Source organism: Xenorhabdus yunnanensis (genome assembly GCF_028598805.1).
Lineage (GTDB): Bacteria > Pseudomonadota > Gammaproteobacteria > Enterobacterales > Enterobacteriaceae > Xenorhabdus > Xenorhabdus yunnanensis.
In genome coordinates, this window is record NZ_JAQRFI010000074.1 from 1 (window position 1) to 10,707 (window position 10,707).

A 10,707-nucleotide genomic window follows, 5' to 3' on the forward strand; every position below is an offset into this window, starting at 1 on the left:
ATCAATAGAATGCAAATGTCAGATTGCGATGCGCCTGTTAGGGCGCGGCTGGTAAGAGAGCCTTATAGGCGCAGATGAAAAACCCCCGGCTATGCCGGGGGATACTTATTACGCATATTATTATGCAGATATATGAAATTTATCACGCGCGATATCATGATTTAAATGATGACCGCTAACTCATTTAATAATTACGTCTTTTCAACATACTTTTGCATCGCTTTGGCATGATGAACAATATGTTCTTCGATAAAGCTGGCGATAAAGTAGTAGCTATGGTCATATTCTGGTCGAAGATTTATAGTCACCGGATAGCCGGTTTTATCGCAAATATCTTGCAATAAATGGGGACGTAACTGTTCATCCAAAAAGTCGTCATTGAGGCCTTGATCGATCAGAATAGGGAGTCGCTCTTTTGCATTCTTGATCAGTTCTACAGTGTCATACTGCTTCCAATCAGAGGTGTCTTCGCCAAGATAGGCCGAAAATGCTTTTGTTCCCCAAGGAACCTGGCTGGGAGCCACAATAGGTGAGAAGGCTGAAACGCTGCAATAACGTCCCGGATTTTTCAATGCAATGATCATTGCACCGTGGCCTCCCATTGAATGTCCACAGATTGCTCGTATATCAGTCACTTCAAAATGTGTTTCAATCAAATGGGGTAGTTCTGAAACAACATAATCATACATACGATAGTGTGAAGCCCAAGGCTGTTTTGCTGCATTGAGATAAAAGCCTGCACCTTTTCCAAGATTATAGGCTGGATCATCAGCGATATCATCACCTCGTGGGCTGGTATCTGGAGCGACAATAACGATACCTTGTTCAGCAGCATAACGCTGAGCCCCTGATTTTGTGATGAAATTTTGTTCTGTGCAGGTCAAGCCAGAGAGCCAGTAAAGGACTGGCAATCTTCTCTCTTTAATCTGAGGGGGCAAGAAAACTGAGAAACGCATCTGACAACCCAAAACCGTTGATTCATGCAGATAGACATCCTGCCATCCACCAAAACAGGCGTGATGTTCGATTCTTTCCATTATCTTCCTCTCTAAGGCCATTTGTTGCAGCGATTATTTTGTTACGTATCAGATACCGTGTTGCAAGCCAACACGGTTTTCTTTCTACGATAGGTTTTTTCTATAATAACGAATTAATCAGTAGTGAATGACTGTTCGGATCGATTTGCCTTCATGCATCAGTTCGAAAGCTTCATTAATATCTTCCAGAGGCATCGTATGGGTAACGAAAGGCGCCAGCTCAATTTCACCTTTCATGGCGTCTTCCACCATTCCCGGTAATTGACTGCGTCCTTTTACTCCGCCGAAAGCGGTGCCTTTCCATGTACGTCCCGTAACTAATTGGAATGGGCGGGTAGAAATCTCTTGTCCGGCCCCCGCGACACCAATTATTACAGATTGCCCCCATCCCCGGTGTGCGCTTTCGAGAGCGGCACGCATAACATTGACATTACCAATACATTCGAAAGTGTGATCAACGCCCCATTTTGTCATGTCCAGAATGACTTGTTGAATCGGCTTGTCATGGTCATTGGGGTTGATGCAATCAGTGGCACCAAATTGTCTGGCGAGTTCGAATTTAGTTGGATTAGTGTCAATGGCAATAATGCGCCCAGCTTTTGCTTGGCGAGCGCCTTGAATAACGGCAAGCCCAATCCCACCCAGTCCGAAAACTGCAACAGAATCGCCCGGCTGCACTTTGGCTGTGTTGTGTACGGCGCCAATACCCGTAGTGACGCCACAACCCAACAGACAAACATGTTCATGGTTTGCAGCTGGATTTATTTTTGCCAGTGATACCTCAGCGACGACAGTGTATTCACTGAATGTCGAGCACCCCATGTAATGATAAATAGGTTGTCCGTTGTAAGAAAAACGTGTTGTGCCATCTGGCATGAGGCCTTTACCTTGGGTATCGCGGACTGAGATACAAAGGTTGGTTTTTCCAGACTGACAGAACTCACATTTGCCACATTCCGCTGTATATAATGGAATGACATGGTCACCCGGTCTTACACTTGTGACGTCTTCACCAATCTCGACAACTACTCCAGCGCCTTCATGCCCCAGGACAACAGGGAATATTCCTTCAGGATCGCTGCCTGAAAGGGTAAAAGCATCCGTATGGCAGACACCGGTATGGCTGATTTTTATCATTACTTCACCTGCTTTTGGTGGAGCAACGTCAATTTCGACAATTTCGAGTGGTTTGTTTGGCCCAAAGGCAACAGCAGCTCGTGATTTCATATAACCTCTCATTTTTGTTGCTAAGATAAGTTGATACAAAAAGTGAATGCTAAATTATCCATTCAATCAGCTTCAACGCCAGAATACTTTAACACTTCTATTTATCGGTATCACTTGGTTGGATTTTTAAGCTACGGACAAACATTCAAAAACAGTGAGGATTGGGATGTTCACCACATTATTCATTCGACGAACAGATGGTATTGGGGATGAAATCGTAACTACAGTAATGGGTTTGCTGTTCTTGTTAATTTGAATAGGCGCCCACGGAATTTTTAATCAAAGATGCATAGTTATCTGGCAGATTATTATGATAAAAACCAGTTCCTAAAATGCATTAGAAACTGGCTTAAATTAAAGGTTAATAATTTTATTATCATACTTTTGATTTTTGAATTGTAATAATAGTTTTACCATGACCTACACTAACACTGGCTTGTTTTTTTGCATAAATTACAGGCTTGACAATGGTATTGTCTATTACTATATCATCAAATTTAACCCGGTATTGTTTATCAACTTTAATTCTATTTCCAGTGACAGTAGAGAATAACTTCCAATTATTTATTTGGTTCGAATCTACATTAGTTTTAGGTATCTCTAAAATAGCCCTGCCAATATAGCCAATATTCGAAGTTCCCTGATATGTTGCTCTGGTCGCACCATTAAAATATCGATATACTGTCAACTGTACTTGAGTACCGGGTAAAAAACCATTTAAATTGCCAAATTCATCTGAGCCTTCAGTAAAAGTTCCACGTTTGAACCCAGCTACTGACATAATTGGTTGCCAGACATTATGTGTGGCGTTATATTCAAAACCAATATTTGAGTCAATAGAACCTGAAAAACTGGCATAGATACTTGGTGTTCCGTCATATACGTAAAACGCATGCTTAGTTTTCATCTCGGGTAAAGTAATTTTTGTTGTTAATATATTTCCATTACTATTAATATTAGCTCTTCCTCCAATACCCTCTATAGTCTCATCACGAAGATATAAAAATTGGGTTTCGGTATTATCAATTTCAGATGTATCCACTTCATGTGTGTTAATATCTGGCAGAGATTTTTCGCTTGTCATGAAAGACTCCTGTATTACTAAATATTAATGAAATGAGAAAAGAAAATATGGGTTTTCACATGTTTTTATACTACTCGTATAACTATACATTATACACTTTAAAAATAACATAGCATTTGATTGATGAATTTTAATTCAATGGTTTTTTTATTGATATAAACTTAATTGAAATCGATATTCTGTTTTTTTCTCTTAAAATTATTTAGTATCAGAGGACTGAGAGAAATAGAAATCTAATATGGATTTTTTTAATATCTTAGGTGGATTAGGCTAATATCTATTAAATAATCAACCTAAAAATAAAAGGTGTAAAAACATCAAACGAATTATTTAAGGGGATACGGACATGTTTACTTCCAGATTAACTATGTTGCACTTATTATGTGAATCCGCCACGTATTAAAATAATCTAATTTCACCGTAGGTAGTTTTACTCTCAAATAGTAAGCAGTACTCACAGCCGTAATCATTAAAAAAATCGATGTGTTATCTGATAATCAATAAGGAGAGAGGCGGTATCTTGCTCAATCAAATATGGATCATCGGACAATATACCCGTATGCTGGCTAATAATATCTATAATCACGGGAGGAAATTATCAGAGGATAACCTGTCCTTGCAGGCACAGAGGGTATGGTGCAACAAGGCAATAAAATCTCCATCTATGTAGATAAATGTCGCTTGCGCTTATGTGCGGGGGTGTAGATGGCGTCAGGGCGTAACCTGTAAATCGGTACAGGTTGTGTATTCTGACGGGGGAGCAACAGTAGACCCATGATGAATATATTATTCTGATTTCAAATGGAGGTCTTATGATTGGACTCAATTCTCAACCCATTCAATTTGCTTATTGGGTGCCTAATGTTTCAGGTGGATTAGTTATAAGTAAAATCCAGCAACGTACTCACTGGGGCCATACTTATAATCGCAAATTGGCTCAAATCGCCGAAAATGTAGGTTTTGATTATGCATTGACCCAAATTAGATTTACTGCTGGATATGGGGCTGAAAACCAACATGAATCGGTTACTTTTTCGCAAGATCTGCTTTCGGCAACAAATAAACTGAAAGTTATCGCCGCTCTTTTACCGGGAGCTTGGAAACCGGTGCTGGCTGCTAAACAGATAGCAACAATCAGTCAGCTTTATGGGGCCCGCATTGCTGTTAATGTTGTTAGTGGTTGGTTTCGTGGTGAATTTAAAGCGATTGGTGAACCATGGTTGGATCATGAAGAACGTTATCTGCGTTCTGAAGAGTTTATCCGTTGTTTGAAAGGGATCTGGTCACAACCCGCGTTCAGTTTTTCTGGTGATTTTTATCGTTTCCATGATTACGTCTTAAATCCTAAACCTCTTGCACCACTACCGGAGATTTTTCAAGGGGGAAGTTCCAGAGCGGCCAGAGACATGGCGGCACGTGTTTCTGATTGGTATTTTACTAATGGCGGCAGTGTAGAATATATTCGGACACAAATCGAAGATATCAAAGCTAAAGCGTTATCGAATAATCATCAGGTAAAAATAGGTGTTAATGGTTTTGCTATTGCCCGTGATGATGAGCAAGAAGCTCGCACAGTACTACAGGATATTTTAGATAACAGTGACTTTGAAGCGGTGAAAAGTTTCCATCATGAAGTACAAAATGCGGGAAATGCCTCGCCGGAAAAAGAGGGTAACTGGGCAAAATCAACTTTCGAAGATCTTGTACAGTATAACGATGGCTTTAAAACCAATCTTATTGGTACACCGTTACAAATAGCTCAGCGAATCATTGAATATAAGAAGGCAGGTGTAAACCTGATGTTACTTGGGTTTCTGCATATGCAAGAGGAACTGGAGTATTTTGGTAAAAAAGTAATTCCGCTTGTTCGTGAGTTAGAACAACAAACTGATTAATAACATAATTATTTTTATAGTGGCTTACAAAATCAGGACACTTATCGGGGGGCGAACTTAATCTTATCGTCATGCTTAACCGTCCGGCGCTCAGTCACATTCATTATCGTGTAAACAGGCATACCAATATACTCCATGAGTATGCCTGTTAATTGGTTATCTACTAGGACAGGCACCGATAATTTCTTTTGTCTCCGCGTCAAAGCGAACACCAAAATCATCAGGTAACCGCTCGTAATCCATTACATTCTCAGCCGTTATTTCTCTGGGGTAAAAGTGCACTATATAGCGGTTCCGATGAGTGTCTGGATCATTCGTAAAAGAAACATTGATATGACAATCGGTGATATCGAAGCCATCCTGAGCCGCTCTCTCCATCGCCCGTATCAAAAGAGCCGCGATATCCTTTTTTATTCGGAGAAAAATCTGGAAGTCAGTTTCGGTATAACACATTTTGCATTCTCCTCAGTGAAATGTATGAATTCTAACACTGCCTCGGTGCATCACATAAAAAACTCCACTTGGTGTGCCAAGCAACAGCAGACCCATGATGAATATATTATTCTGATTTCAAATGGAGGTCTTATGATTGGACTCAATTCTCAACCCATTCAATTTGCTTATTGGGTGCCTAATGTTTCAGGTGGATTAGTTATAAGTAAAATCCAGCAACGCACTCACTGGAGCCATACTTATAATCGCAAATTGGCTCAAATCGCCGAAAATGTAGGTTTTGATTATGCCTTGACCCAAATTAGATTTACTGCTGGATATGGGGCTGAAAACCAACGTGAATCGGTTACTTTTTCGCAAAATCAACTTTCGAAGATCTTGTACAGTATAACGATGGCTTTAAAACCAATCTTATTGGTACACCGTTACAAATAGCTCAGCGAATCATTGAATATAAGAAGGCAGGTGTAAACCTGATGTTACTTGGGTTTCTGCACATGCCAGAGGAACTGGAGTATTTTGGTAAAAAAGTAATTCCGCTTGTTCGTGAGTTAGAACAACAAACTGATTAATAACATAATTATTTTTATAGTGGCTTACAAAATCAGGACACTTATCGGGGGGCGAACTTAATCTTATCGTCATGCTTAACCGTCCGGCGCTCAGTCACATTCATTATCATGTAAACAGGCATACCAATATACTCCATGAGTATGCCTGTTAATTGGTTATCTACTAGGACAGGCACCGATAATTTCTTTTGTCTCCGCGTCAAAGTAAACATTAAAGTCATCAGGTAACCGTTCGTAATCCATTACATTCTCAGCCGTTATTTCTCTGGGGTAAAAACGCACTATATAATGGTTCCGATGAATGATTGGATTTACTAGTTATAAAAATCAATGGATTACAGATTTTAGGGGTGCTATTGGGGTGCCATAATAACAGCACCCGGTGGCTCTTGAGGGGGTTTGTGAGATTATTTTCTTTTAAACTGTATCCTCTCCAGTTCTTTTGAGGCCTGCTCTCTTTGCTTATCAATGTATGTGGCAAGATCATTCACATGAACTATTCTTGGTGATTTTTGGCTGTCATTTAACTTATATGTAGGGATGTCCAATTTTCCTTCGTTTGCTTTACGCTCGGCTGTGCCGGGACTCATCTTGAAATACCTTTCTGCTATGTTTGAGAGCGGAATTTGTGAGGTCCCAAACTCCGCCATTAATAGAAACACTGTATTCATTTTCACTTTTCCCCTCCTTTCTGATACCCGTTCTCCAAAACTATTTTAGCCACTCCCGCAGGTGTTACCCTGTCACTCCATGTCCTTTCAAAAATAAGGTTGTTCAGTTCCGTAGTGAGAATATCCTCCAGATTCCTTGGCCTTTCGGAGTAGGGCACCTCATCGGGCACCCCGTTCATTATGTCGATAATGAGTTCAGCGATTTCCTTTTCTCCCCGTTCTGGCTTACGGTATCCGGCTTGCCATACTGCATGGGTGATATCAGCGGGATCGCCCCAAGCCGAGGCGATGATTTGAGTCAGGTGGAAAGAGTTATTGATCATCGTCATTTGCCCTCTGGTTCCACACCTGAATTACAGCGTGTTCGTCAGTTCCATAAACTGAATGACCGCATTCGTAGCACTCCACAAAATTACAGGGACGAATCCCATTTATCGACAAAACGTCGCTGTCGCATTTAGGACACGGCTTGAGTTCGTCTGTCATACCCCCTCCATCAGCTCATCAGGGATTTCAACCTCGTCGCCCAATTGTGCAGCGACCACAGCACGGCAGATGGCGATTTGAGGCGTATCCCCGTACATATCAATGTTCACATAATCATCAGGGCATAGAGCACCATATGTAATTGATAACCCAGCACAATAAGTCCCGCCCATAACTGGGCATACGTCCATTTCGTACTTCTCAATCAACTGCCCGCACTGTGCCCAATCGGTTGAGGGGGAATACAGTTTTGCCTCTGACTGAAATTCAATACGAACCTCACCACAGAGGCCAACGGTGATAATCGGTTTCTTAAATGCCTTTGCCGTGACGTTATAATTACCAATCCATCCATATTCATCATCACGAGAACGACCGCATATATAAATATCCATACCAATCGCTCTAGCCACTGCCCAGTTTAATGCCTGTCCTGTCAGTTCACTCGTTTTGATTTTCATTTTAATGCTCCTCTGTTACTGGAGCAGGGATATCATTCATATAGCACCAGTGGGTTACTTCATCGTTTTCGTGCTCTTCCCACTGTTGCTTATCAGTATCCCAGTAGTCATAACCTGCACCGGAGAGACGACCAAGAGAAACGTAAACAAGACACAGGGGACTAAAACCATCATCATCAACGGGCATTCTGTCCTGAACACTGACCCATGGAATTCCTTGGGTTTTCTTGCTTTCATCCATCTTCCTCAATAACCATTCTGCCCACTCACGCCCATCGTCGATTTGTCCGGGCAACCCAATTTCATTCTGTGCGTTATCGATGCTGATCATTATTTTTTTCCTCGCTTTACACTTTTGTTATTCTTCACGGGCGTTATCTTCACCTCTGCCACTTTGGGTGCGGGCGGCAGAGGAGGGCAGATGCCCTCGTGAATGTAAAAGTTACGTCTCATGCGGTGGATATGCCGCTTGGTGTGATCCCTGCCGTCGTCGATATGGACTACCGTTCTGACCAGTTCGTCGTTAATGTCCACCCTCTGGCGGTGCTCCTCAGTCATTGAAACATCCCCTTAGCTGCCAGCGTGTCGCCCATGTCATTGATCATGCTTTGCCATATTTCACGCCCGTAGCCTGTCAGACAGCCATTGACTACGCATTTTTCCATCAAATTAACGGCTATCACTTCCCATGCTGGATAATTCTGCTGTAGCGCTTCCAGTGCGTAACTATCCACCAGTTCACGAATACCTTTTACCCCATCGACAATAGCGACATTGATTTCTGTTTTGCCGACTTGCATCGTGAAGTGATCACCGCCGTTACGGGTTGTTACATCGTGATAGATAGCGGCTGCATAAGTGTTAGCCAGTGCATTAAGACGAAAGTTTTTCGTTATCATCTGAGCCTCCTGTCAATGAATAATCGGCATAGTGTTAAACTCGCCAGACTCGACCGCTTTGATTAATTCATCGTGCAAGATAGAAAGCCCCTCGCGTCCTTTCTCAGATAGCCAGTTACCTTTCTCTGGCTGCATATTGATAAAATCCATGTACATTCTGACCGCCATGTCCGCCCCTTCTTCACTACCGAACTGCTCAAAGGCGATCCCCTCAACATGGGTTGTTAACATCATGCGCTCGGCTAATGGGTATACCGCGATTGCAGATGCACCATTAAGATAAATAGCTGCGGTATCAGTGCCGCCTTCGCCGTTATCAACCTCACGAGTGCCATTTCTGTCTATTTGTTCCCGGACAAATGAGGCTGAGGCAATCCACCGCCACAGCATCACACTCTGTTCGCTGGTGGGTTCATAAAAGCCTGCTTTCCAGCCATAAAGAATGGCTACCGCCAATTCAAAGCCCAGCAATAAATCGCGGTCATACTGACCCGCGTCCAATGATTTCAGCGCCTCTACATAACCTACGATTTCAGTGTTGGCCGCCTCAGTGATGACAATGACGCCATACTTGCCGTAATCAAATCCTGTTTCAGTGTTATGATGTTTGCTCATTATTTGCCCTCCGGGGTATAAATTGCCTTGTCGTGGTGGTATTCGCCGTTCCATGTTTTCTTCATGGGGAGTTCACCTTTCATATACAGGGCGTACAGGCGGTGACAGCCTCTCTCCAGTAACACAGCAGTGCGAGTGACAAACTCATCTTGCCCGTGGGGCTTTACCTTGTTTTCTTCCTCGGTGAGATAGCGATCCCGTGCGTATGAAGCGACGCGCCAGCGGGGTTTTTTCTCCGGATCTTTCCGCTCGTTGTAAAGCCAGTTGCGTTCCATCGCCCACCCCATGATTCTGGCGGTATTCACACCGTTCAGTGACTTGCAGAACGCCGGGATGGTCATGCCCTTGGTGAAGTGTTTTTCCAGACTGTCCACTGTTGTACTCAGGGTTTTGTTTTCCCCCTCAAGACGTTCAACATTTTCGGCATAGACAGACAGCATTGAACGTAACTTCGCGGGATTGCTTAACAGTTCCGCTTCTGTTGTGATGGCATCGCGGCGAGTGAAGTAGAACTCAGTCAGGTCATCGAAGTAGTTCCACGCCTGATCGGTTTCTAACATCTTGGAGTGGTTAGCAGCACCGCGTTCTGTCCACAAAATAAAACGACTTGTATGTTTACTAACCAAACCTCTTAAAGAGGTGAGGTTCTTAAGCTCTTGTAATTCATCACCCTCAACATTGAAATAGTGCTTCCCCTCAATAAAGCGACTTTCATTTCTATTAAAGTTGTTGGTAATTTGCTTTGATGTCGCACCATATCCCGCCGCTAACTGCTCAGTCGTCACAACACGCTGACCGCGATATTCGACAATCTGTAGCTCTTTGGCGGATACTGGAACTAATTCGTTTTTCTTGGTCATTATTTCACCCCTTCCCGTTAAAATAATTAGCGATGATTTCTTTCTGAGTTTCCCACGCTAAGGGATCTCTCATTATTTTGATTAATATCAAGTAACCGCTTTCTGTAATAAGTCGTAGGTGACTAGCCTTTGAATCAACAATGCCAGGAGGCAATGGATTTAGTTCTTTTTTGCTTTTTAATAAAAATGTATCCACACCATATTTGAATTTATTTTTATTTATTCTGAAATTTCTTTCTGTTGACCCCTTATACCTTTTATGTAATTCATCAATCATGGCAAGCGTGAAAACTCTTTTCCCCTCCCATTCAATGACCGGAAATTTATTTAAAAATCCTTTTGCCTGTTCATGTTCAGTCATTATTCACCTCTGCCTGTTGAAACTTTTGTTTCCACTTATTTGTTTCAGGGTGATTTTCGAGGTGATTTTCCAATACCTCCGCCGTT

At 42.2% G+C, this 10,707-nt stretch carries 15 protein-coding genes and 1 pseudogene; 2 read left to right on the forward strand and 14 right to left on the reverse strand.

Features of this window, described 5'->3' with window-relative positions:
* Positions 1-191 precede the first annotated feature (191 nt).
* The 3 genes from fghA to PSI23_RS19120 all read right to left on the reverse strand — a co-directional run bounded on the left by fghA (position 192) and on the right by PSI23_RS19120 (position 3,348).
* Positions 192-1,037: an S-formylglutathione hydrolase gene (gene fghA / locus PSI23_RS19110; protein WP_273556569.1), complete on the reverse strand. Its 846-nt coding sequence runs from the start codon at positions 1,035-1,037 to the stop codon at positions 192-194.
* 117 nt (positions 1,038-1,154) lie between these two features.
* A complete protein-coding gene (locus tag PSI23_RS19115; RefSeq protein WP_273556570.1) occupies positions 1,155-2,264 on the reverse strand; it encodes an S-(hydroxymethyl)glutathione dehydrogenase/class III alcohol dehydrogenase in 1,110 nt (369 codons plus the stop codon).
* Between the two features lie 376 nt (positions 2,265-2,640).
* The gene (locus tag PSI23_RS19120) at positions 2,641-3,348 is read right to left on the reverse strand and encodes a YrpD family protein (protein ID WP_273556571.1); all 708 of its coding nucleotides are present in this window, start codon (positions 3,346-3,348) and stop codon (positions 2,641-2,643) included.
* 812 nt (positions 3,349-4,160) lie between these two features.
* Between PSI23_RS19120 and sfnG the strand changes: the two genes are divergently transcribed.
* On the forward strand, positions 4,161-5,243 hold the full coding sequence (sfnG, locus tag PSI23_RS19125; protein WP_273556572.1) for a dimethylsulfone monooxygenase SfnG: 1,083 nt from the start codon (positions 4,161-4,163) through the stop codon (positions 5,241-5,243).
* A 156-nt stretch (positions 5,244-5,399) separates the two neighbouring features.
* Here the strand turns inward: sfnG and PSI23_RS19130 are convergent, their stop codons facing one another.
* A complete protein-coding gene (locus PSI23_RS19130) occupies positions 5,400-5,696 on the reverse strand; it encodes a hypothetical protein (protein ID WP_273556573.1) in 297 nt (98 codons plus the stop codon).
* A gap of 132 nt (positions 5,697-5,828) precedes the next feature.
* Here PSI23_RS19130 and PSI23_RS23505 point away from each other — a divergent pair.
* Positions 5,829-6,068 (forward strand): annotated as a pseudogene (locus tag PSI23_RS23505) (dimethylsulfone monooxygenase SfnG); the annotation flags it as partial.
* 607 nt (positions 6,069-6,675) lie between these two features.
* Here the strand turns inward: PSI23_RS23505 and PSI23_RS19140 are convergent.
* From PSI23_RS19140 to PSI23_RS19185, 10 genes are read right to left on the reverse strand one after another with little or no spacing between them, the layout of a single operon-like run.
* Entirely contained in the window at positions 6,676-6,939 is a 264-nt protein-coding gene (locus tag PSI23_RS19140) for a pyocin activator PrtN family protein (RefSeq protein WP_273556176.1), read from the reverse strand.
* Between the two features lie 2 nt (positions 6,940-6,941).
* Positions 6,942-7,262: a hypothetical protein gene (locus PSI23_RS19145; RefSeq protein ID WP_273556574.1), complete on the reverse strand. Its 321-nt coding sequence runs from the start codon at positions 7,260-7,262 to the stop codon at positions 6,942-6,944.
* Positions 7,252-7,425, reverse strand: coding sequence for a Lar family restriction alleviation protein (locus tag PSI23_RS23270; protein WP_373567359.1), 174 nt, complete (start codon positions 7,423-7,425; stop codon positions 7,252-7,254). The genes PSI23_RS19145 and PSI23_RS23270 overlap by 11 nt, the downstream gene beginning before the upstream one ends.
* Positions 7,422-7,886, reverse strand: a complete 465-nt coding sequence (locus tag PSI23_RS19155; RefSeq protein WP_273556576.1) for a phage protein NinX family protein — start codon at positions 7,884-7,886, stop codon at positions 7,422-7,424. Before PSI23_RS19155 ends, PSI23_RS23270 begins: the two co-directional genes overlap by 4 nt.
* A gap of 1 nt (position 7,887) precedes the next feature.
* Complete coding sequence (locus PSI23_RS19160; RefSeq protein WP_273556577.1) at positions 7,888-8,217, reverse strand: hypothetical protein; 330 nt, start codon at positions 8,215-8,217, stop codon at positions 7,888-7,890.
* Positions 8,217-8,444, reverse strand: a complete 228-nt coding sequence (locus PSI23_RS19165; RefSeq protein WP_273556578.1) for a hypothetical protein — start codon at positions 8,442-8,444, stop codon at positions 8,217-8,219. Before PSI23_RS19165 ends, PSI23_RS19160 begins: the two co-directional genes overlap by 1 nt.
* Positions 8,441-8,785 carry a hypothetical protein gene (locus PSI23_RS19170; RefSeq protein ID WP_273556579.1) on the reverse strand — a complete coding sequence of 115 codons (345 nt, stop codon included), beginning with the start codon at positions 8,783-8,785 and terminating at the stop codon, positions 8,441-8,443. Before PSI23_RS19170 ends, PSI23_RS19165 begins: the two co-directional genes overlap by 4 nt.
* 12 nt (positions 8,786-8,797) lie before the next feature.
* Positions 8,798-9,400 carry a hypothetical protein gene (locus PSI23_RS19175; RefSeq protein WP_273556580.1) on the reverse strand — a complete coding sequence of 201 codons (603 nt, stop codon included), beginning with the start codon at positions 9,398-9,400 and terminating at the stop codon, positions 8,798-8,800.
* Complete coding sequence (locus PSI23_RS19180) at positions 9,400-10,260, reverse strand: ORF6N domain-containing protein (protein WP_273556581.1); 861 nt, start codon at positions 10,258-10,260, stop codon at positions 9,400-9,402. Before PSI23_RS19180 ends, PSI23_RS19175 begins: the two co-directional genes overlap by 1 nt.
* A gap of 4 nt (positions 10,261-10,264) precedes the next feature.
* Entirely contained in the window at positions 10,265-10,621 is a 357-nt protein-coding gene (locus tag PSI23_RS19185; RefSeq protein WP_273556582.1) for an ORF6N domain-containing protein, read from the reverse strand.
* Between the last annotated feature and the right edge of the window lie 86 nt (positions 10,622-10,707).

Coding starts and splice junctions, on each gene's coding strand:
- PSI23_RS19165 (WP_273556578.1), bottom strand. CDS start 8,444: ATGACTGAGGAGCACCGCCAGAGGGTGGACATTAACGACGAACTGGTC.
- PSI23_RS19185 (WP_273556582.1), bottom strand. CDS start 10,621: ATGACTGAACATGAACAGGCAAAAGGATTTTTAAATAAATTTCCGGTC.
- PSI23_RS19115 (WP_273556570.1), bottom strand. CDS start 2,264: ATGAAATCACGAGCTGCTGTTGCCTTTGGGCCAAACAAACCACTCGAA.
- PSI23_RS23270 (WP_373567359.1), bottom strand. CDS start 7,425: ATGACAGACGAACTCAAGCCGTGTCCTAAATGCGACAGCGACGTTTTG.
- PSI23_RS19180 (WP_273556581.1), bottom strand. CDS start 10,260: ATGACCAAGAAAAACGAATTAGTTCCAGTATCCGCCAAAGAGCTACAG.
- PSI23_RS19140 (WP_273556176.1), bottom strand. CDS start 6,939: ATGAATACAGTGTTTCTATTAATGGCGGAGTTTGGGACCTCACAAATT.
- PSI23_RS19120 (WP_273556571.1), bottom strand. CDS start 3,348: ATGACAAGCGAAAAATCTCTGCCAGATATTAACACACATGAAGTGGAT.
- PSI23_RS19145 (WP_273556574.1), bottom strand. CDS start 7,262: ATGATCAATAACTCTTTCCACCTGACTCAAATCATCGCCTCGGCTTGG.
- PSI23_RS19130 (WP_273556573.1), bottom strand. CDS start 5,696: ATGTGTTATACCGAAACTGACTTCCAGATTTTTCTCCGAATAAAAAAG.
- PSI23_RS19175 (WP_273556580.1), bottom strand. CDS start 9,400: ATGAGCAAACATCATAACACTGAAACAGGATTTGATTACGGCAAGTAT.
- PSI23_RS19170 (WP_273556579.1), bottom strand. CDS start 8,785: ATGATAACGAAAAACTTTCGTCTTAATGCACTGGCTAACACTTATGCA.
- sfnG (WP_273556572.1), top strand. CDS start 4,161: ATGATTGGACTCAATTCTCAACCCATTCAATTTGCTTATTGGGTGCCT.
- PSI23_RS19160 (WP_273556577.1), bottom strand. CDS start 8,217: ATGATCAGCATCGATAACGCACAGAATGAAATTGGGTTGCCCGGACAA.
- PSI23_RS19155 (WP_273556576.1), bottom strand. CDS start 7,886: ATGAAAATCAAAACGAGTGAACTGACAGGACAGGCATTAAACTGGGCA.
- fghA (WP_273556569.1), bottom strand. CDS start 1,037: ATGGAAAGAATCGAACATCACGCCTGTTTTGGTGGATGGCAGGATGTC.